The sequence below is a fragment of the Streptomyces sp. ADMS genome (genome assembly GCF_033441795.1).
In the GTDB taxonomy this organism is placed as follows: Bacteria; Actinomycetota; Actinomycetes; order Streptomycetales; family Streptomycetaceae; genus Streptomyces.
In genome coordinates this window covers 1-19407 of sequence record NZ_JAVFVX010000096.1, presented here as the reverse complement: position 1 = coordinate 19407, position 19407 = coordinate 1, and the positions used below count along the sequence as shown (strand labels likewise).

21 protein-coding genes are annotated in these 19407 nt (G+C 69.5%); 11 read left to right on the top strand and 10 right to left on the bottom strand.

The window, feature by feature from the left end:
• Nucleotides 1–45: 45 nt before the first annotated feature.
• The 4 genes from rsmI (at nt 46) to RB628_RS30915 (ending at nt 3901) form a co-directional block, all read left to right on the top strand.
• The gene (gene rsmI / locus RB628_RS30930; protein ID WP_318323892.1) at nt 46–921 is read left to right on the top strand and encodes a 16S rRNA (cytidine(1402)-2'-O)-methyltransferase; all 876 of its coding nucleotides are present in this window, start codon (nt 46–48) and stop codon (nt 919–921) included.
• A gap of 176 nt (nt 922–1097) precedes the next feature.
• Nucleotides 1098–1487, top strand: coding sequence for a hypothetical protein (locus RB628_RS30925; RefSeq protein ID WP_318323891.1), 390 nt, complete (start codon nt 1098–1100; stop codon nt 1485–1487).
• A 78-nt stretch (nt 1488–1565) separates the two neighbouring features.
• Nucleotides 1566–2444, top strand: coding sequence for a TatD family hydrolase (locus RB628_RS30920; RefSeq protein ID WP_318323890.1), 879 nt, complete (start codon nt 1566–1568; stop codon nt 2442–2444).
• A 104-nt stretch (nt 2445–2548) separates the two neighbouring features.
• Nucleotides 2549–3901, top strand: coding sequence for a ubiquitin-like domain-containing protein (locus RB628_RS30915; RefSeq protein WP_318323889.1), 1353 nt, complete (start codon nt 2549–2551; stop codon nt 3899–3901).
• A 26-nt stretch (nt 3902–3927) separates the two neighbouring features.
• Here the strand turns inward: RB628_RS30915 and RB628_RS30910 are convergent, their stop codons facing one another.
• Both RB628_RS30910 and RB628_RS30905 read right to left on the bottom strand, forming a co-directional pair.
• The gene (locus RB628_RS30910; RefSeq protein WP_318323888.1) at nt 3928–4338 is read right to left on the bottom strand and encodes a VOC family protein; all 411 of its coding nucleotides are present in this window, start codon (nt 4336–4338) and stop codon (nt 3928–3930) included.
• 48 nt (nt 4339–4386) lie between these two features.
• Nucleotides 4387–4866, bottom strand: a complete 480-nt coding sequence (locus RB628_RS30905) for an ATP-binding protein (protein ID WP_318323887.1) — start codon at nt 4864–4866, stop codon at nt 4387–4389.
• Nucleotides 4867–5088: 222 nt separating this feature from the next.
• Between RB628_RS30905 and RB628_RS30900 the strand changes: the two genes are divergently transcribed.
• From RB628_RS30900 to RB628_RS30885, 4 genes are all read left to right on the top strand, one after another.
• A complete protein-coding gene (locus RB628_RS30900; protein WP_318323886.1) occupies nt 5089–5940 on the top strand; it encodes a DUF5753 domain-containing protein in 852 nt (283 codons plus the stop codon).
• A gap of 4 nt (nt 5941–5944) precedes the next feature.
• Entirely contained in the window at nt 5945–6154 is a 210-nt protein-coding gene (locus tag RB628_RS30895; protein ID WP_318323885.1) for a DUF397 domain-containing protein, read from the top strand.
• Nucleotides 6155–6322: 168 nt separating this feature from the next.
• On the top strand, nt 6323–6928 hold the full coding sequence (locus RB628_RS30890) for an isochorismatase family protein (RefSeq protein ID WP_318323884.1): 606 nt from the start codon (nt 6323–6325) through the stop codon (nt 6926–6928).
• A gap of 27 nt (nt 6929–6955) precedes the next feature.
• On the top strand, nt 6956–7864 hold the full coding sequence (locus RB628_RS30885) for a GlxA family transcriptional regulator (RefSeq protein ID WP_318323883.1): 909 nt from the start codon (nt 6956–6958) through the stop codon (nt 7862–7864).
• A gap of 204 nt (nt 7865–8068) precedes the next feature.
• Here RB628_RS30885 and RB628_RS30880 read toward each other — a convergent pair whose 3' ends face one another.
• The 7 genes from RB628_RS30880 to RB628_RS30850 all read right to left on the bottom strand — a co-directional run bounded on the left by RB628_RS30880 (nt 8069) and on the right by RB628_RS30850 (nt 13606).
• Entirely contained in the window at nt 8069–8476 is a 408-nt protein-coding gene (locus RB628_RS30880) for a hypothetical protein (RefSeq protein ID WP_318323881.1), read from the bottom strand.
• Nucleotides 8477–8714: 238 nt separating this feature from the next.
• Nucleotides 8715–9137 (bottom strand): hypothetical protein, encoded by a 423-nt coding sequence (locus RB628_RS30875; RefSeq protein WP_318323880.1) that lies wholly within the window; start codon nt 9135–9137, stop codon nt 8715–8717.
• Nucleotides 9130–9822, bottom strand: coding sequence for a nucleic acid/nucleotide deaminase domain-containing protein (locus tag RB628_RS30870; RefSeq protein WP_318323879.1), 693 nt, complete (start codon nt 9820–9822; stop codon nt 9130–9132). The genes RB628_RS30875 and RB628_RS30870 overlap by 8 nt, the downstream gene beginning before the upstream one ends.
• A 43-nt stretch (nt 9823–9865) precedes the next feature.
• Entirely contained in the window at nt 9866–10222 is a 357-nt protein-coding gene (locus RB628_RS30865) for a hypothetical protein (RefSeq protein WP_318323878.1), read from the bottom strand.
• Entirely contained in the window at nt 10171–11730 is a 1560-nt protein-coding gene (locus RB628_RS30860) for a hypothetical protein (RefSeq protein ID WP_318323877.1), read from the bottom strand. Before RB628_RS30860 ends, RB628_RS30865 begins: the two co-directional genes overlap by 52 nt.
• A 166-nt stretch (nt 11731–11896) precedes the next feature.
• Nucleotides 11897–13192, bottom strand: a complete 1296-nt coding sequence (locus RB628_RS30855) for an RICIN domain-containing protein (protein ID WP_318323876.1) — start codon at nt 13190–13192, stop codon at nt 11897–11899.
• A 54-nt stretch (nt 13193–13246) separates the two neighbouring features.
• The gene (locus RB628_RS30850) at nt 13247–13606 is read right to left on the bottom strand and encodes a hypothetical protein (protein WP_318323875.1); all 360 of its coding nucleotides are present in this window, start codon (nt 13604–13606) and stop codon (nt 13247–13249) included.
• 485 nt (nt 13607–14091) lie between these two features.
• On the opposite strand from RB628_RS30850, the gene rsmA reads away from it, so the two are divergent.
• The 3 genes from rsmA (at nt 14092) to RB628_RS30835 (ending at nt 17286) form a co-directional block, all read left to right on the top strand.
• Nucleotides 14092–15018, top strand: coding sequence for a 16S rRNA (adenine(1518)-N(6)/adenine(1519)-N(6))-dimethyltransferase RsmA (rsmA, locus tag RB628_RS30845; RefSeq protein WP_318323874.1), 927 nt, complete (start codon nt 14092–14094; stop codon nt 15016–15018).
• Nucleotides 15015–15908, top strand: coding sequence for a 4-(cytidine 5'-diphospho)-2-C-methyl-D-erythritol kinase (locus RB628_RS30840; RefSeq protein ID WP_318323873.1), 894 nt, complete (start codon nt 15015–15017; stop codon nt 15906–15908). The genes rsmA and RB628_RS30840 overlap by 4 nt, the downstream gene beginning before the upstream one ends.
• Nucleotides 15909–16143: 235 nt before the next feature.
• Nucleotides 16144–17286: a peptidoglycan recognition family protein gene (locus RB628_RS30835; protein ID WP_318323871.1), complete on the top strand. Its 1143-nt coding sequence runs from the start codon at nt 16144–16146 to the stop codon at nt 17284–17286.
• 95 nt (nt 17287–17381) lie between these two features.
• Here the strand turns inward: RB628_RS30835 and RB628_RS30830 are convergent, their stop codons facing one another.
• Nucleotides 17382–18983, bottom strand: a complete 1602-nt coding sequence (locus tag RB628_RS30830) for a S8 family peptidase (RefSeq protein WP_318323901.1) — start codon at nt 18981–18983, stop codon at nt 17382–17384.
• Nucleotides 18984–19407: the final 424 nt, after the last annotated feature.

Genomic DNA, 19407 nt, shown 5'->3' with positions numbered 1-19407 from the left:
CAGCGCTGTGTGCGTCCCGCGGAAGGGCCCTGCGAGGATGGAAACGTGACAGGAACACTGGTTTTGGCAGGCACCCCCATCGGCGACATCACGGACGCGCCGCCCCGGCTCGCGGCGGAACTGACGGGCGCCGACGTCATCGCCGCCGAGGACACCCGGCGGCTGCGCCGGCTCACCCAGGCGCTCGGGGTACAGCCCAGGGGGCGGGTGGTGTCGTACTTCGAGGGCAACGAGGCCGCACGCACTCCCGAACTGGTCGAGGCGCTGCTCGGCGGCTCGCGGGTGCTGCTGGTGACGGACGCGGGCATGCCGTCGGTGTCCGACCCCGGGTACCGGCTGGTCGCCGCGGCCGTGGAGAAGGACATCAAGGTGACGGCCGTACCTGGTCCGTCCGCCGTGCTCACCGCGCTCGCGCTCTCCGGGCTGCCCGTCGACCGGTTCTGCTTCGAGGGCTTCCTGCCGAGAAAGGGCGGCGAACGCCTCTCCCGGCTTCGGGAGGTGGCGGAAGAACGCCGCACGCTCGTCTACTTCGAGGCCCCGCACCGCCTCGACGACACCCTCGCCGCCATGTCCGAGGTGTTCGGCACGGACCGACGGGCCGCCGTCTGCCGGGAGTTGACGAAGACGTACGAGGAGGTCAGGCGCGGTCCGCTGGGGGAGCTGGCGGAGTGGGCCGCGGAGGGCGTACGGGGTGAGATCACCGTCGTCGTCGAGGGCGCCCCCGAGAAGGACGGCGGGGAGATCGGCGCGGAGGAACTGGTGCGGCGGGTGCGGGTGCGGGAGGAGGCGGGGGAGCGGCGCAAGGAGGCGATCGCGGCCGTCGCCGCCGAGGCGGGGCTGCCCAAGCGGGAGGTGTTCGACGCGGTCGTGGCCGCGAAGAACGCGGAGAAGCCGGGAGTTGAGACGCCGGTCACGCCATAGGGCGGTAAAGGACTACGGCGAACGGCAAAGCCCGGACCTCGGATCGGGGCTGTTCCCACAAGGAATGCCCAAGACGCGTTCAACAGTCGACAGGTCTGATGCCTTCACGCCGGCGGAGGCGTCCACTGGTTCGAGGGACGTACCCGTCCTTTGTCCAGTGGACAAGAGGAGCTGGCATGAGCGAGATCACCGGTCACCGCAGCACGGCCACCGCCGTCGTTCACGAGTCGTATTCCTTCGCCTGCATGCGCTGCGGGCACGGCTGGGAACAGTCGTACGAGATCGAGCACCACATCGACGGCGAGGGCGCCGAGATGGTGATGTACGTGGTGGACGGCCGGGTCGTGCCGTCGCCGCTCACCCGGCCCACCTGCCAGAACTGCGACGGCCATGTCGTACGCATCATGCGCGCGGGTCGGGTGTCGTCGGTACAGAACTCGATGTACCGGCAGCGCAAGGCACCCACGGCGGTACCGGCGGCCGGTGCGGCTGCCGAGGAGCCGAAGGCTGACCATCACTGGCACCTCTCGGATCTCCTGCACCCGTTCCACCGCAGGGCGAGCTAGTTTCTCCCTGGCTCCCCCTGTCTCCCCCCGGGCAGGCAGGCATGCCCCCTTCCCAGGACCCTTTCGTAGGATCGGGGCATGCCTGCCAAGTCCCAAGCCGTCGAAGCGCCGCCGCTGCCCGAACCCCTACGGGTGGCGGTCGCCGACTCCCACACTCACCTCGACATGCAGTCCGGCACCGTCGCGGAGGGCCTCGCCAAGGCCGCGTCGGTCGGGGTGACGACGGTCGTCCAGGTCGGCTGCGACATCAAGGGCTCCCGGTGGGCGGCCGAGACGGCGGCCATGTACGAGAGCGTCCACGCGACCGTCGCCCTGCACCCGAACGAGGCCCCCCGCATCGTCCACGGAGACCCAGACGGCTGGTCCCGGCAGGGCGCGCGCGTGCCCGGCGGGGACGCGGCCCTCGACGAGGCGCTCGCGGAGATCGACCGGCTGGCCGGGCTCCCGCAGGTCAAGGGCGTCGGCGAGACGGGGCTCGACTACTTCCGTACCGGCCCCGAGGGCAAGGCGGCCCAGGAGCGGTCTTTCAGAGCCCACATCGAGATCGCCAAGCGGCACGGCAAGGCGCTGGTCATCCACGACCGGGACGCGCACGCCGACGTCCTGCGGGTGCTGAAGGAAGAGGGCGCCCCCGAGCGGACCGTCTTCCACTGTTACTCCGGCGACGCCGACATGGCCGAAGTCTGCGCCGCGAACGGCTACTTCATGTCCTTCGCCGGCAACATGACCTTCAAGAACGCCCAGCCACTGCGCGACGCGCTCGTCGTGGCCCCCCTGGAGCTGGTGCTCGTCGAGACCGACGCGCCCTTCCTGACCCCGGCGCCGTACCGGGGCCGGCCCAACGCTCCCTACCTCATCCCGGTCACCCTGCGGGCGATGGCCGAGGTGCGGGGCATCGACGAGGACACGGTGGCGACGGCCATCTCGGCGAACACCGCACGCGCCTTCGATTACTGACACGCACTGAGGTGTGCTGACACTCGGTAGTCGAGTCGCTTTGGAGAGTGACGGCCGCTCCGCTAGGTTCTGGTGCCCGTCGCCGGAACCTGGAGCGTGTCGTCGTGAGCAGTTCGCCGTACGAGACGTACAGCCCTGTCAGCGGGCCACAGCCACAGTCCTACGAGGAGTGGTACGGGGGCCCGCACGGGGAGTACGACCCGCACACCGCCGAGACGGTGGCCCACGGGGTGCCGTACGAGGACACGTACAGGCCCGCCTACGAGCCCCCGGCGCCCCCGATGGCGCCCACGCTGCCCCAGCAGCCGTCGGCGGGCGGGCGGGCCCAGGATCGGCGGGCGGCCAGGCGCCGCAAGGGCTCCGGACGGCCCGACTTCCGGCGGCTGCTGCCGCAGGCGCTGGTCGTGGCCTTCCTCGCGGGCGGTACGACAGCCTTCGTCGCCAAGGACAAGGCGATCGAACTGAGCGTCGACGGCAAGCCGCGCACCCTGCACACCTTCGCCGACGACGTGACCGAACTGCTGGCCGACGAGGGGGTCGCGGTGGGCGCCCACGACGTCGTCGCCCCCGCTCCGGGCACCGCGCTGGCCAGTGGCGACGAGGTCCGCGTCCACTACGGGCGACCCGTACGGATCACTCTGGACGGTGAACGGCGCGAGGTGTGGACGACGGCGCAGACGGTGGAGGAAGCACTCAGACAGCTCGGGGTGCGCGCGGAGGGCGCGTACCTGTCGCTCGCGCGCTCCCAGAAGATCGGCAGGCAAGGGCTCACCATCGACGTCCGCACCGAGCGCACGGTGACGATCATGGCGGACGGACGGGCCCGCACGATCCGTACGAACGCGGCGACGGTCGGCGAGGCGGTCGAGGAGGCCGGCATCACGCTGCGCGGCGAGGACGCCCTGTCGGTCGCCGCCGACAGCTTCCCGCGTGACGGCCAGGCGGTGACGGTACTGCGGATCACCGGCTCGAAGGAGGTGCACGAGGAGGTGATCCCCTTCGACGTCCGGCGCACCGAGGACGCGTCCCTCTTCAAGGGCACGGAGGTCGTCGACCAGGCTGGCCGCCCGGGCCTGCGCCGGGTCACCTTCGCCCTGCGCACGGTCAACGGCGTGAAGGAGAAGCCGCGCCGGGTGCGGACGGAGGTGGTGCGCGAGCCGCGGACCCAGTTGGTGAGAGTGGGGTCGAAACCCCTGCCGACGTCGGTTCAGGGGGCGGACCACCTGGACTGGGGTTCGCTGGCGGCCTGCGAGTCTGGGGGACGCCCCAACGCGGTGGACCCGTCGGGGACTTACGGGGGGCTGTACCAGTTCGACACGCAGACGTGGCAGAGCCTGGGGGGTTCCGGGCGGCCCCAGGACGCGACGGCGACGGAACAGACGCTCCGCGCGAAGAGGCTGTACGTGCAGCGGGGGGCGGGGCCTTGGCCGCACTGTGGGGGGCGGTTGTACGGCTGAGCGTCTTTTCCTGGCCTGGGGCGGCCCTAGTCGCGCTTGGGCCAGACGGGGCCCTGATCGGTCCAGACGACACCCTTGTTGCGGCAGAGGCAGAAGGGGTGGCCGATGGGGTCGGTGTAGACGCGGAAGCCGTAGCCGTCGGGGTCGGTGCAGTCCCGCTGCAGGGTCGCGCCGAGGGCCAGGACGCGGCGCTCTTCGGCCTCGATGCCGTCGACTTCGAAGTCGAGGTGGAACTGCTTGGGGTGCTCACTGTCGGGCCACTGCGGGGCGCGGTAGTCCTCCACCTGGATGAAGGCCAGTTCGATCTCGCCGAATAGGATACCGGCCCAGTTCTCGTTACTGCCCTCCTTGACCGGGAGCCCCGTCACCTCGGAGTAGAAGGCGGCCAGCTTCATTGTGTCCGGGCAGTCGATGATGAAGTCGGTCAGTCGCAGCATCCCGCGATCTTGCCACAAGCTCAAATGAGCCGGACTTTGAGACAGGTCCTACGCGACGCGGGCGCTGACACCGGCGGCGAGTTCGCACCATACGAACTTGCCCCGGTTCCCGAATCGGGACAGCGGCTGCCATCCCCAGAGATCGGAACAGGCCCGCACCATGCCGAGTCCGCGTCCGTCTTCGGACTCGATGAGCTGGCCCAATTCCTGGGGCGGCTCGGGCGGTTGGGGATCCGCGTCCCAGGCTCCGATCCGCAGGACGCCCGCCGACCAGCGGACGCGGAGGGCGGCCAGCCCTTTGGTGTGCCGTACGGCGTTCGAAACGAGTTCGGTGGCGAGGAGTTCGGCGACGTCGACGAGGCTGATCAGTCCGTGCATGGTGAGGATGAGGCGGAGGGTGCGGCGGCTGACGGTGACGGCTCGCAGGTCGTTGGGGATGTAGAGGGAGTACTCCCAGGACTCGGGCGCGGGTTCGGGTGTGAACTCGGGATCGGGCTGGGGCCTGGTTTCCTTCTCGGCTTCGGGCATGCGTCAACTCCCGTTCGGTGGTGGGGGGTTGCAGTCGGCGGGTGGTGGCATGCCGCAGCCGTCGTGGCAGGACGGAGTGGTGCGCTTCCGGGAGTCCCGGCGTTCCGCAGGGTGTGCGTCGCGTCACTGACGGTAGACCTATCTTTTTAAGTTTTGCAAGCCGATCGCGTAACCTGACCCCCGAACGAGTCGCGCCCGCAGGCGCATTGGGAGGAGCACGCGATGGTATTGAGGCGCGATCCAACGGCACGTCAGATGCGCCTGGCCGTCGAGCTGCGCAGGTTGCGTGATGCGGCAGGACTAGCCGCCCGCGATGCGGCAGCGCTGCTCGGAGTGAGCTCTGCTCAGATCAGCCAAATCGAGTCCGGCCTTACTGGCGTGAGCGAGAAGCGGCTGCGCCACCTCGCCGCCAATTACGCATGTGTGGATGGCGAGTTGATCGATGCCCTGGTGGCCATGGCGAGAGACCGGACACGTGGCTGGTGGGAGGAGCACCGAGGTCAGCTACCCACGCCGTTCCTGGAGTTGGCCGAGTTGGAGCATCACGCCCGCTATCGGTGGGATGTGGACTTCCTGCACGTCCCGGGCCTGCTCCAGACCGACGACTACGCCCGGGCACTCTTCTCCTACGTCAACCCGGAGTTCCCGGAGAGCGAGGTGGTGCGCTGGGTGGAACACCGTATGAAGCGGAAGGTCATCATCGAACGCCTCGACCCCATTCCGTACGCGACTGTGATCCACGAAGCGGCGCTGCGTATCAGGGTCGGCGACCGTGCCACGACACGGGCTCAACTTACCCGCGTCCTGGAACTCTCCGAGGCCGACCACGTCACCGTGCGCGTCATCCCCTTCGACCTGGACGCCTTCGGCGGGGCTGGAAGCACGATGGTGTACGCGGGCGGACCTGTCCCCAAGCTGGACACCGTGGTACGCGACGGACCCAATGGCCCTGTGTTCATCGACGCCGAGGCTCAACTCAGCCGCTACCGAACACTCTTCCGTAGGGTAGAGGCGGTGTCACTCGAACCCGGGCGTTCGCGTGACTTCATCCACAGGCTGGCGAAGGAGCTGTAGGGACATGACCACCCCCGACACCTGGCAGAAGTCGTCCTATTCCGGCGGCGGCCAGGGTGACGCCTGCGTCGAGATCGCGCACCGCCGCACCCTCATAGCCGTCCGCGACTCAAAGGCCCCGGCCCGAGCGACTCTCACTTTCCCGACCGTCGCCTTCGCCCCCTTCGTCGAGTCCGTCAAGTTGCCTACCCGTAAAGCCACTTCCGCACCCTGAACTCGTGGGTCTCCCGTGCACACCTACACTCCCGCCCATGATCTCCCTGCTCGAACTCCCGGAGTGAGCGCGTCCGTAACCGCGTCAGGTGTCGGCTGACCGGATCCGTCCGCTTCGGGACCCGATGCGGCCTGTCGCCGCCCCCTCCGCACGCCGGAGGCTAGGCGCATGACCCGAGCACTGATCGTCATCGATGTCCAGGAGTCCTTCCGCGCCCACCCGCTGTGGGAAACGATCTCCGACCCGAAGATCGCCGACAAGGTCAACCGACTGGTACGGCTGGCCCGCCGGGCCGGGGACCTGGTGGTGTGGGTACTGCACACCGAGCCCGGGAGCGGCGGTCCCTTCGACCCGGCCCTCGGCCACGTGCGGCTCCTGGAGGAGCTGGGGCGGCCAGAGGGCGGCGAGCCAGTGATCCACAAGACCTCGCACAACGCCTTCACCACCACCAACCTGCAGCAACGCCTCACCGAGCACGGGGTCCGCGAAGTCACCGTCTGCGGCATCCGCACCGAGCAGTGCGTGGAGACCACCGCCCGCGTGGCGAGCGACCTCGGCTACCAGGTCACCTTCGTCGTCGACGCGACCGCCACCAACCCCGTCCCGCACCGCGACGCCCCCGCCGACCAGAGCGTCGCAGAACTGCTCGCCGACCCCCGTACCCTGCCCGCCGACGAGATCATCCGGCGCACCGAGTACACCCTCGCCGGCCGCTTCGCCACCATGGCGACGGTCGACGAGGTGGAGGCCGCAACGGAACTTCCGGCATCATGACCGATCTTCCGGCATGATGACCGAATCGTGAGCCACGTCGTCTTCTTCCTGGTGCCCGGAGTCCATCTGCTGGACCTGGCCGGCCCCGCACAGGTCTTCTCCACCGCGGCCGACCTCGGGCACCCCTACACCCTCACCTACGTCGCTGAGCAGCCGCAGGTCCCCACAGCCCAGGGCCTGCCCGTGACGGCAGGGCTGGACTGGCCCGAACTCAGGCCGGAGGATCTGATCGTCGTCCCAGGCTGGCGGACCGTCACCCTGGCCGACTCGCCGGCCATCGCCGACGCCTCCCTCCAAGTCCTGCGAGACCATCACACCAAGGGCGGAACGGTGGCCAGCGTCTGCGCCGGAGCGGAGGCACTCGGGCGGGCCGGCCTGCTCAAGGGCCGCCGCTGCACCACCCATCACGACGTGCAGGACGAACTGGCCCTGCGCCACCCCGGGGCGGTCGTCGTCCGCGACGTCCTGTTCACCGCCGACGACCGGGTGATCACCTCCGCCGGTATCGCCAGCGGCATCGACCTGGCCCTCCACCTCGTCGCCGGCCGCCACGGTCCCGCCGTAGCCGCCCAGGCCGCCCGGAACATGGTCGTCTACGCCCGCCGCAACGGCCACGAGCCGCAGACCAGCGCGATGTTCCGGCACCGGTCCCACCTCGACGACACCGTGCACCGCGCCCAGGACCTCATCGACACCCGCTTCGACCAACCACTGCCGCTGCCCCACCTGGCCTCGGCCGTCGGCGTCAGCGAACGCACCCTCACCCGGCTCTTCAGCCGCGCTACCGGTCTCACCCCGCTGCGCTACCAGCAGACCCTGCGCCTGGAACGCGCCGAGCACCTCATCAGCCACGGCGCCACGATCGACGCCGCCGCCCACTCGGTCGGCTTCGAGGACGCTCGCATGCTGCGCCGCCTGCGTACCCGCGCGGCCTGACGGACAGAGTGAGTGAGGGCGCCAAGGTCGTCTCGGCGTCGGGGTCGACGTAGACCACGGCGCCCGATTGGTCCGCTGTCGCGGTCTCCCCGGAGAGGAAGGCGGGCAGGCCGGCGTCTGCCAGCAGGCGGGCTGATCAGCGGAACTGTCTGCTTCGAGTTCGAGTCGCGTTCGATGCCGGACCGTAAGTGACAAGGTGAGGCGTCAGAAGAGGTTCCCCGAATCCATCGGGAAGTCCTGCGGCCAGGGCCCGTCGGACAGCGACTGCCGGCCGCCCATCAGCGCGTACTCCGCCTCGCGCCAGTCCGGAGGGCTGCTGACGACGAAGCTGTCGCCGTCAGGGTCCAGCATCCAGGTGTAGATCGCTTCGTCGGGCTCCAGCCCGTGCCGCTCCGCCAGCACCGCGAACTCCTCCGGACTGGTGCGCCGGATGTGCAGGCCGTTGCGGAAGTAGGGCTGCAGGAGCATCAGCCTCACGTGGCCGATATGCACATCGATGTGGGTCGAGGTCCCGTCGATCAGCGTCGCTTCGCTCTGCAGGAAGAGCTGCCGGTGGGACGGGTTGAACCCGACCACTCGGAACAGCCACCCAGTACGGATGAATTCGGTCATGCCTGAAGCCCTCTCTTGATCACGACACCGGCTCCCCGTTGGCCAGCTCGAAGCGCTCGGGGAGACCGGCGGCTGGCAATCCGCCCAGAGCGACGGGGTCCTCTCCGTCGGCGACCGCCACACGTACATGCTGTGGCTCACGTCGCTCCTATGCGGATGGAGGTCGTCCGCGCGAGTGCGGCAGGCCCCGCCGAAGTCGGTGGGGCCTGGCTTCGGCGGGGCCTGCCAAGTGGGTGGATCAGAGCCGGAAGTCCTTCACTTGGACCATACTTCCGTGCCCGTGTTTGTCTGGTTCTGCGACCTCGAACCCTGCCGAGACGAGAATCCCCATAAGAGCAGCCTGCATATGATTGAGCACCGTGTTGTAGTGGCGGAGGATCGGAGGCGGGTTCGAGTAGTCAATTCCCTGCGCGAAGAGATCGAGAGCGGGATCCCTCAGCCCGGCGTCCGTGCCCCAGTCCACGTACACCCCGCCGTCGGTGAAGGGCGTCACGTGCACGTCCACGCCAGGCTGGCTGTGCGGACCGCCGCTGAGGTCACCCCGGTACACAGGAAGACCGGCACGGTGCAGTTCTTGGCACACCCGCTCGGCCAGCGCCTGGCGCTCCGCGATGACCTCCAGCGGTGCTTTCAGGTGCAGGTCGAATTCCGGTTCAGTCATCGGCCTCTCGTTCCTCGTACGGCTGATCGGTTGTTGCGGAGCGTGCCGCACGTCCGCCTCCAGCATGGCTGACGTAACGGGCGAGTAGCTCCTTCGCTTCCTTCGCGAAGGAAGGGTGGTAGGGGACCGACCAGGTGACCGGTGTGCCCTCTTTCAGAGAACCGGTCAAGACCGAGGCGCAGTCCGGGCAGGGCTGCCGCTCCGTGTACAGAGCGGTGATCTGCTTGGGGTCGAATCCGTTTGCTTTCAGTTTGTCCAGGATCGCTGTCTCCGAGTGGCCGGAGAATCCGCTGTTGGCGATCACGAAGTCACCGGTCTTGGGGTCGTTCCATCCCGGTACCCTCGCGACGGCGACGTTGTGATCCGCCCCGTAGTATCCGTTCTCCGTCCTGTACTTGTAAGCGAGGTGGCTCATCTCCTCGCTGTTGTAGGCGATCAGCCCCCTGGGACATCCACCGGCGGCCTTGGCCGCCCGTGAGGTGGCGAGCGCACCGACCTTGGTACAGGTCTTGACGAGCCCGTCCAGCCCTTTGGTCCCGATCTGGAAGACGACGTCGTCGGCCAGACCGAGGGCACGCAGGGCCTGGTAGGCGTCCGCGAAGCCGATGCCGGTCCTCGCGGCGGCGTCCACTGCCCTGACAGCGTCCGCGATAGGCCTGAGGATCTTGCCTGCGAACAGGGCCACGACATCCACGGCTGCCCAGGCACATCCGCCCCAACTTCCGCTTTCACCACCGGGGTTGAACTTCTGGGCGCACTTGATCCAGCTCCCGAAGATGATGTCCCGGGTCGATGTTCGCCTGGTACTCGCCGATCGTGATCGTGTGCGTGACCTTCTGGGACAGCTCCTTCGTCGGATGCTGGCCCAGATAGACCGTCTCGTTGGACGGGCACGTGTACTGCGAGGGGTTCAGGTCCTGCGTGGTGCACATGTAGAGGTCGAGGATCGCCTTGAACTGGATCTTCGTGGTGATCGTGCAGTCGCCCTTGTAGAAGAGCTTGTCGATCCAGCCGTCGCAGCCGTCCGTTTTCTCTACAACCTCCGGTTCGCCGATCGACTGAAGACGGTCGACGACGTAGAACATGTTGCCAATGGCACCGTCCTGATCGACGACGGTCCCGGTTTCGATCTGTTGCGCCTTTGCGCCTTTGCGCCTTTCTCGGCTCTGTCGGCTGCTTCCTGCGCCTCCCTGGCGTACTTGTCGGCGTCCTTCGCCGCCTCTTCGGCCTTGGTGGCTGCGGTGTCGGCGCGGTCGGCTGCCGCGCGGGCGTCCTTCGCGGCCTGCTCTGCCTCGGACGCTGCCGAGCGGGCGGCTGACGCGTCGAGAGCTGCCTGGTCGGCGGAGTCGCGGGCGTCCTTGGCGTAGCCTTCCGCGCGCCCTGCTGCCTTGTCGGCCGCTGCCGCGTCCTCGGTGGCCTGACGGTCGTACTCGATGGTGCGGGCCAGTGACTTCTGCGCGTCGGCCGCGCACGTGGCCGCCTCGGCGGCGTAACCGAGCGCGTCCTTGGCGGACTTGCGGGCATTGGCCGCGAATCCTGCGGCCTCCGACGCCAGCACCAACGCGGCCTTGGCATCCCCCGTGGCCGCGTTTGCGACGCTCTGTGCCTGCGCGGCGGCCTTCTGGGCGTTGGCCGCATGCGCCTCGGCGACCGCCACCTGCTGCGCAGCGATCGTCTTCGACGACTGGCCGGTCAGGACCGCGAGCCCCGCAGCGGAGTCCGTGGTGACGTACGGCGAGCCGAGCTGGATCGCGTCGTTCGCCGGCGCCGCGACCTGCTGCGCCGCGTTGCGGGCATCGTCGGCCGCCTGCGCGGTGGTGTACGCGTGACCGGCGGCCTCTGCCGCTCCCGCAACCGCCTTGGCAGCCTCGGCCCTGGCCGCGTCCGCCTGCTTCTTCGCGTCAGCGGCGTGTTTCCCGGCCTGGTCGGCCAGTTGGACCGCGGTGCGGGCCGAGGAAGCGGCGGCCTTGGACGCCTGGATGGCGTCCGCTGCCGCGCTGGTCGCCGTCTTGACCGCCGCGTCCGCCTTCAGTTTCGCGGCGTTCGCCGCGTCGGAGGCGGAACGGGCCCGCTTGGCAGCGGCCTCGGCGCGGGTGGCCGCCGCATCAGCTGCGGCTGCCGCCTGGGTGGCGGCGTCGGCCTCGGAACGCGCCCTCGTGGCGGCGGTCTCGGCGTCGGTCGCGTACGTGTTGGCCTGGTCGGCTGCGGTGCGGGCGGCGTCCGCCTCCTCGCCCGCGTCCAGCGATTCGGCGTACGCGGCCTTCGCGTCCGACTTCGCCCGCGCGGCGTCGGCCCTCTGCTCGACCTCCCACGCGTCGTCCCTCTTGGCCATGGCGTTGTCGCGGGCCGTGATCGCGGCGTTCTTCTTCCCGACCGCCGTGGCTTCGGCGGATTCGGCTTTTTCCTTGGCCTCGGTCGCCTTAACTGCCTCGGCCTGGGCTTTCGTCTTGTGCTGGGCAGCCTCGGCCTGCTTGCCAGCGGCGGTCGTCTTCTCCGCCTTCGCTGTCAGCTCTTCCTTCTCTGCATCCAACCGCCGGGCCTTGGCCGTGGCAGCCGCAGCCTTCGCGTCCGCCTCCGCCTTCTGTGTCTCCACCAGCTTGGACTTGGCCAGATCCTGTGCCGTTTTCGCGTCGTTCGCCTGTACGGCGGCATCGGCGGCGGCCTTCGCCTGTGCCCTCGCCTGGTTCGCCGCGGCCGTACGGAACGCGGCCTTCGACGCGGCAGCCTGGGTCAGGGCGCGAGCGGCGATGGTCCTGCTGTCACCGGCAGCGGCTCGTGTCGCGGCATACGCGGTCTTCGCCTGCCTGCACCAGCGCGTCCAGAGCTGCCGATGACGCCTTCGTGACCTGCGACTTCTGCTGACCGACCAGCAACCCCCGGCCCCTCGGCGCACCCGCCTTGTCGGCGACCGTGTACGCGGCCTGCTCTGCTGTGTCCGAGGAGGTGGCGGCCTTCTTCGCCGCGGCCGCCTGCGCCTTGATCACATCGAGCTGCTTCTTCGCCTCGGCCTGGGCGGCAGCAATGCCCGCCTTGGCCTTGGTGAACTGAGCCGACGTCGGATAGTCCAGGTCGTCGGTCCCGTTGTGACCGGACGGGGTGATGTCGAACTTCTGCGGGTCCGTGCCGTTGCAGTCCCACATCCAGGCGTCGCGCCCGTTGTCGTAGGTGTGCAGGTCAAGGCACTTGCTGGTGCCCTTGTTGAACAGCCGCGTAGTTCCGTGGGTGTCGTACTCCCATTGCTGGGCGCCCGTCTGGTTGCAGGGCCAGATCTGCACGCCGGTGCCGTTCGCGGTGCCGGCGTTGTTAACGTCCAGGCACTTGCCCGACGCCACGTTGACGATCGCGTCGCCGCGGATCTCCCACTTCTGCCCGGCGGTTCCGTTGCAGGTGTAGATCTGCACCGGCGTACCGCTGGCCGTAGCGCTCGCCCCGACCTCCAGGCACTTGCCGGACGCGGCGTGCAGGTGCACCGCCATCGGACTGTCGCCGATCCAGCCCGCTCCGCCGGCCGACCAGTAGTCCTGCCAGCGGGTGAGGTGGTCGGCGATCCAGGACTGGCCCAGCATCTCGCCGAGCGCCTTCGAGCCGGCCGCGAGGGCCTTGGTCGCGTCACGGTTGGCGTTCAGGATCTGGTTGCGCTGAGCGGCCTGCCCGGCGATCTCCTGCTGCCACTCCGCCGACGCGGCGGCGACCTGCTTGCCGAGCACCTTGCTCGGGTCGACCGGCCCTCGCCACGCACACGCCGCGAACCGGGTCTTCAAGTCCTCGACAGCCAGCCGGTATTCGACGCTCCCGGGCTCGGCAGCGGTACGTGCGAACCCGCCCGAGGTCAGGAAGAGCCGGGCGTTGTCCGCCCCCGTCGGCTCCAGGCCCCTGTCCACCAGGCTCTCCCAGGCCTGATGCTCGGCGTAGGCCTGCTCCCACTGCTCCTGGGAGAGCCCCGTCGGATCGGGATCCTTGGCGTACAGCGGGGTACCGAGATCCTTGACGGCCTTGGTCGTGGCCGCGTCGGCCTTCGTCGTCGGGTCCTCGTAGAGCCTTCCTCGTCGAGCCACATCCGGTCCCCGATCCAGGGCCCGAGACCGACCTGATCGAAGAACGCCTCCTCGTCACTGCCCGGAAGCTCCCGGCGGATCCCGGAAGTCCGCGACGCTTTTGAACCCGCCCGGGTACGACAGACCCGACAGCGGCTTCTGCCACTCGCCCAGGCGTGCGTGGAGCGCGCTGCCTTCCTTACCAGCCGCGTCCTTGTCCTGCGTGAACGCCTTGGCCAGCGGAGTATCGTTCCAGCGCTCCCGGTTCGCTGCTGTGTGCAGTTTGTCCGGGGTCTGGTTGAGGGCGTCCTGCGCGGTGGCGAACATGCCCGCCCCACCCAGCCGCAGTACCCCCGCCATCAGGCACTGGTCCTGCCGCACCTGCTGTGCGGCGACACTGTCGAAACCGTCGTAACTGTCAGGCGCCAGTCTCATACCGGGCTGCTGGTCGGTAACGACCAGGTCCGGCCGCGTGGCCACACCGGCCAGCACCGCGACCGAAACAACAAGGGGCACAGCACGCGCGAGCAGCGGCCCTCTTCGCCGCGAAGCCCGCTTCCGGTGAAACAAGAACTCAGGTCTGACGGTCAGAAGTGCCAGGCGCAGATCGGACAGGCATGCGTGAACAGCCGGAATCGCGGCACGACGAAGTCCCCTCCCCGTGGCGACGGTGTCCCCCCGGTCGCCGATAGATGCGCGCGATGGCGGACTGGTCAGGGTCCGCCGAGCGCGGCGATCACTATAAACACAACATAAATACGCCTGCTCATAATTAGCGGACAGGATCGGGGCCAGCCCCGGGCATGCCCACGCCAAGAACTCTAGGCGCACCCACTGACATCGGCCCCGAGCTCACACCGTCCCCCACCCCCCAGCCCACCTGCGCACCCCCACCCCCCCACCCCCCGTACCCTGGACCCGTGAGTACCAGCCCCGTCCCCGACGCCTCCCCCGACGCCCTGTTCGGCGCCGCCGACATCCGTGAGCTGGCCGACGTCCTCGGCGTCAGGCCCACCAAGCAGCGCGGGCAGAACTTCGTGATCGACGCCAACACCGTCCGCCGTATCGTGCGCACCGCCGGTGTGCGGCCCGACGACGTGGTCGTCGAGGTCGGGCCGGGGCTCGGGTCCCTCACCCTCGCGCTGCTGGAGGCCGCAGACCGGGTCGTGGCCGTCGAGATCGACGACGTGCTCGCGGGCGCGCTGCCCGCCACCGTCGCCGCCCGGATGCCCGCCCGCGCTGACCGGTTCTCGCTGGTGCACTCCGACGCGATGCGCGTCACCGAACTGCCGGGGCCCCCGCCCACCGCACTGGTCGCGAATCTGCCGTACAACGTCGCCGTGCCCGTGCTGCTGCACATGCTGGAGACGTTCCCGAGCATCGAGCGGACGCTCGTGATGGTGCAGGCGGAGGTCGCCGACCGGCTCGCCGCGCCGCCGGGGTCGAAGGTGTACGGCGTCCCGTCCGTGAAGGCCAACTGGTATGCGGAGGTCAAGCGGGCCGGTTCCATCGGCCGTAACGTCTTCTGGCCGGCGCCCAACGTCGACAGTGGGCTCGTCTCGCTCGTCCGGCGTGCCGAGCCGCTGAAGACGACCGCCGCGCGGCGCGAGGTCTTCGCGGTCGTCGACGCTGCCTTCGCCCAGCGGCGCAAGACCCTGCGCGCCGCGCTCGCCGGGTGGGCCGGGTCGGCCGCCGCCGCCGAGACCGCCCTCGTCGCCGCCGGTGTCTCCCCGCAGGCCCGCGGCGAGTCCCTGAGCGTCGAGGAGTTCGTCCGCATCGCGGAGAACAAGGTCCAGCCGCAGCAAGATGACGACCAGACCGATCACGAGGAGTCCGGGCAGCTGTGAGCGTGACGGTTCGCGTCCCCGCCAAGGTCAACGTCCAGCTCGCGGTGGGTGCCGCGCGCCCCGACGGCTTCCACGACCTCGCCAACGTCTTCCTCGCCGTCGGCCTGTTCGACGAGGTCACCGTGACTCCGGCCGATGGGCTGCGGATCACCTGTGAGGGGCCCGACGCCGCTCAAGTCCCCCTCGACGGTACGAATCTCGCCGCCCGTGCCGCCGTCGCGCTCGCCGAGCGGTACGGCCGTACGCCCTCCGTGCACATCCACATCGCCAAGGACATCCCCGTCGCCGGCGGGATGGCGGGCGGCAGTGCCGACGGAGCCGGTGCGCTGCTTGCCTGCGACGCGTTGTGGGGGACCGGGGCCTCACGTGTCGAACTCCTCGACATCTGCGCCGAGTTGGGCAGCGATGTGCCGTTCGGTCTGGTGGGCGGGGCCGCTCTCGGGATCGGGCGCGGGGAGAAACTGACCGTGCTGGAGACCGGGGGCACCTTCCACTGGGTGTTCGCGATGGCGGAGCGCGGGCTGTCGACGCCCGCCGTGTTCCGGGAGTTCGACCGGCTGGTCGCGGACAGTGACGTTCCTGTGCCCGTCGCCTCGCCGGAACTCCTCGACGCGCTCGCCCAGGGCGACCCGGACGCGCTCGCCGCCACCGTCTCCAACGACCTCCAGCCCGCCGCCCTTTCCCTCTTCCCGGCCCTCGCCGGCACCCTCGCCGCGGGCCGCGCGGCCGGTGCGCTGACGGCTCTGGTCTCGGGTTCCGGTCCGACGACGGCGTTCCTCGCCCGGGACGCGGTGGCCGCGCAGCAGGTGGCGGAGGGGCTGGCAGCGTCCGGCACCTGTCGTGCCGTACGGGTGGCGGCAGGGCCGGTACCGGGCGCCAGCGTGCTGTAACAGCGCGTACGGAGAGTTACCCGGAGGTAGCTCCATTTGTCCGACGCTCACAGGGAATTCACTGTTCCTTGGCCCGGGTTGGTGCGGGCGGGGCGGACGGGACGCGTAGGGTCTTCTCAACTTCAAGCACTCGCCGTCGCAGGTCTCATCACGAGATACGAGCTACGAGTCGCATGAATGCGCGGCGTGGGTCCCCCTTGAGTTGCCAACTCCCCCAGTTTCGGAAGGCATCTCCGTGTCCGTACCTCCCCCCTCCCACCGCAGGAAAATCCCTCTCACCCGGCGCGGCATGCTCGGCGCCGCCGGTGCCGTCGCCGTCGGTGGTGCGCTGACCCCGGTGGTCTTCGCGGCCGGCAGCGGCGGGGACTCCGACTCCGGTACGACGGACAGCGCGTCCGGCACGTCCGGCGCCGCGGGTACCGAGGCGCAGAAGTTCCCGGCCACCCGTACCGAGGCCGCCAACGGCACCGCGGAGGCCTCCACCGGGTTCGCCATCTCGTACGTCGGTGTGCGCTGGAGCGGTACGGCGGACGGTGCCGGGATCAGGTTCACGGACGGTGGCTCCGCGTCCGGCAAGTGGCAGGAGCTGAACGGCGGTTGCGCGACCGTCGCGAACGGTGGCACGGCGCTGGTGGCGGCGGGGGACGCCACCGCGTACGAGCTGAAGCTGCCGGACGGGGTGAGCGTGAGCGGGGCGCGTTCGCTGGCGATCGACACGACCGGCGGGGCCGGCAAGACCTTCCGGGTGCCGACCGAGCCGACCCGGGTGCGCGGGGTGCAGTACCTGTCGCGGCCGGCGTGGGGCGCCGACGAGTCGAAGCGGTACAAGGACGGGAAGGTCAACTCGCCCGAGGTGTACTACCCGTTCCAGACGGTCACCGTGCATCACACGGACACGCCGAACGCCGACCCCGACCCGGCGTCGACCGTGCGCGGCATCTACGAGTACCACGCGGTCACCCTCGACTGGGGCGACATCGGCTACCACTTCCTCATCGACGAGGCGGGCGACGTCTACGAGGGCCGCTACTCCGGTGACGACCTCGTCCCGGCCTTCGACGGGGACGGCAATCTCGTCACCGCCTTCCACACCGGCGGCTTCAACTCCGGCAACCTCGGCATCGCTCTCCTCGGCGACCTGGTCGACCAGCCGCCGACGGACGCGGCCAAGGCCTCGCTGATCCGCCTGATCAAGGTGATCGCCCGCTTCAAAGGCCTGGACCCGTGGGCGAAGACGACCTATGTGAACCCCGTCAACGGGGTGACGAAGGACGTCGACGCGATCAGCGGCCACCGTGACTGGCTGGCGACCGACTGCCCCGGCCAGACGATGTACGACCTCCTCGGTGAGGTCCGTACGGCGGTCGCCGGCAGGTAACACGCCTGGTAGTGATCGCGGCCGTGCGCCCCGGGTGAGTGGTGTCCCCGGGGCGCACGGCTTCTGTCATGCGGTTGGAGCGGAAGCCGATGTGGTCAGAAGGTGAGCTTCCAGCTGTTGATGTAGCCGGTGTCGGCGCTGTAGACGTCCTGGACCTTCAGCTGCCAGGTCCCGTTGACGGTGGTCTCGCTGGACGCGTCGACGGTGTAGGTGGCGTCGACGTTGTCGGTGGAGTCCGAGGAACTGCTGTTCTTCAGCCGGTAGGTGGAGCCGTCCGGTGCGACCAGGTCGATCACGAGGTCACCGCGGTAGGTGTGCACGATGTTGACGTACACGGACAGGTCGCTGGGCGCGCTGCCGGTGATGCCGCTGACGGTGATCGGCGAGTAGACGGCCGATCCGGCGTCCGGGATGGAGACGTCGGTGGTCGACTCGAAGGCGGTGCCGGTGTCGCCGCCGTCGTCCCCACCGTCGTCACCGTCGCCGCTGGGGGTGACCTGGAGGAGCAGGTTGGGGCTGCCGGTGCCGACGCTGGTGAGGGTGGACGCGGAGGCCGCCGAGGTCAGCGCCGTGGCGACCGCGGAGGGCGTGGCGTTCGGGTTCTCACCGAGGTAGACCGCGGCCGCGCCGGCGACGTGCGGAGACGCCATCGACGTTCCGGAGAGTGAGGTGGTGGCGGTGTTCGACGTGTGGTACGTCGAGGTGATGCTCGACCCCGGCGCGAAGATGTCCAGTGCGGCGCCGTAGTTGGAGAAGGAGGAGCGGGCGTCGGCGCTGGTGCTGGACCCCACGGTGATCGCGGACGCCACGCGGGCCGGCGAGTAACTCGACGCGTTGGCATTGTCGTTGCCCGCCGCGACTGCGTAAGTGACGCCTGCCGCGATGGAGTTGGCGACGGCAGCGTCGAGGGTGGCGTCCGCGCCGCCGCCGAGCGACATGTTGGCGACGGCCGGGAACTGGGCGTTCTCGGTCACCCAGTCGATGCCCGCGACCACACCGGCGGTCGTACCGTTCCCGTCGTCGTCGAGCACGCGCACGGCGACGATGTCCGCGGCCTTGGCGACACCGTAGGTGGTGCCCGCGACCGTGCCGGCGACGTGCGTGCCGTGCCCGTTCCCGTCGCCGGCGGTGGTGTCGTCGTCGACGGCGTCGTAGCCGTAGGAGGCGCGTCCGCCGAAGTCGGTGTGCGTGATCCGTACGCCGGTGTCGATGATGTAGGCGGTCACGCCGCTGCCCGCGCTGGACGGGTAGGTGTAGGCGGAGTCGAGCGGCAGATCGGCCTGGTCGATGCGGTCGAGACCCCAAGTGGGGCTGGACTGGGTGTCGTTGATGTGGAAGGTCTTGTTCTGGGTGACCGTGGCGACGGCCGGGTCGGCGGCGAGCCGCTTGGCCTCGGCCTCGGTCATCTCGGTCGCGTATCCGTTGAGGGCGGCCGTGTAGGTCTGCTCGACCTCGGCGCCGTACCGGGTGGCGAGCGCCCTTCCCTTGCTGGAGTCGGCCCGGAAACCGGCGCTGTCCTTGAGGGTGACGATGTAACTGTCCTTGATGGCGCCTTCGGCGTCGGTGCCCTGGATCACACCGACGGCCGGGGTGGCCGCGGATGCGGGGGAGACGACGGCGCCACCGAGCGCGAGAACGGAGGCGATGGCGGCGAGAGCGGCGCGGGTGCCGGGTCTGCGGCGCCCGGTGGTGGACATGCCTGTGGGGGAGTGCGTTGCGGACACGGGGTGGTTCCCCTCTTGTTCGATGTGCACGAGTTGTACGGGGACGCGTGGGGGGTGGTGTCTCCGTGGGCACACCGTGGCGGAATTGAAGGGATCACGTCAACTAGGGGAATCCCTACGTCCGGGTAACGGGCGGGCGGTTGGCGGTGCCAACGTGACGGTCGCGGGCAGCCGCTCGGGGAGGGTGACGCCGGTGAGTTCCTCGGAGACGGCCCACTGGTGGCAGACACTGTCCGAGTCGTCGGCGTTGGCCGATCGGCCGACCAGAGTGGGGTTCCGGCCGCCGTTTTGTGAGGCCCGCGCCATCCGGGTGGTGTCCCGCCATGTGTCCGCCATGTGGTCCAGCGGATCGAGGCGCCGGAATCCTCAGGTCATCGCCGCATCGCCGCATCGCCGC

Excerpts from the sequence above, each read along its gene's own strand:
- RB628_RS30925 (WP_318323891.1), top strand. The coding sequence starts at position 1,098 with ATGAGCGAGATCACCGGTCACCGCAGCACGGCCACCGCCGTCGTTCAC.
- RB628_RS30920 (WP_318323890.1), top strand. The coding sequence starts at position 1,566 with ATGCCTGCCAAGTCCCAAGCCGTCGAAGCGCCGCCGCTGCCCGAACCC.
- RB628_RS30910 (WP_318323888.1), bottom strand. The coding sequence starts at position 4,338 with ATGCTGCGACTGACCGACTTCATCATCGACTGCCCGGACACAATGAAG.
- RB628_RS30905 (WP_318323887.1), bottom strand. The coding sequence starts at position 4,866 with ATGCCCGAAGCCGAGAAGGAAACCAGGCCCCAGCCCGATCCCGAGTTC.
- RB628_RS30900 (WP_318323886.1), top strand. The coding sequence starts at position 5,089 with ATGGTATTGAGGCGCGATCCAACGGCACGTCAGATGCGCCTGGCCGTC.
- RB628_RS30895 (WP_318323885.1), top strand. The coding sequence starts at position 5,945 with ATGACCACCCCCGACACCTGGCAGAAGTCGTCCTATTCCGGCGGCGGC.
- RB628_RS30890 (WP_318323884.1), top strand. The coding sequence starts at position 6,323 with ATGACCCGAGCACTGATCGTCATCGATGTCCAGGAGTCCTTCCGCGCC.
- RB628_RS30880 (WP_318323881.1), bottom strand. The coding sequence starts at position 8,476 with ATGACCGAATTCATCCGTACTGGGTGGCTGTTCCGAGTGGTCGGGTTC.
- RB628_RS30875 (WP_318323880.1), bottom strand. The coding sequence starts at position 9,137 with ATGACTGAACCGGAATTCGACCTGCACCTGAAAGCACCGCTGGAGGTC.
- RB628_RS30865 (WP_318323878.1), bottom strand. The coding sequence starts at position 10,222 with ATGTTCTACGTCGTCGACCGTCTTCAGTCGATCGGCGAACCGGAGGTT.
- RB628_RS30850 (WP_318323875.1), bottom strand. The coding sequence starts at position 13,606 with ATGAGACTGGCGCCTGACAGTTACGACGGTTTCGACAGTGTCGCCGCA.
- RB628_RS30830 (WP_318323901.1), bottom strand. The coding sequence starts at position 18,983 with ATGTCCACCACCGGGCGCCGCAGACCCGGCACCCGCGCCGCTCTCGCC.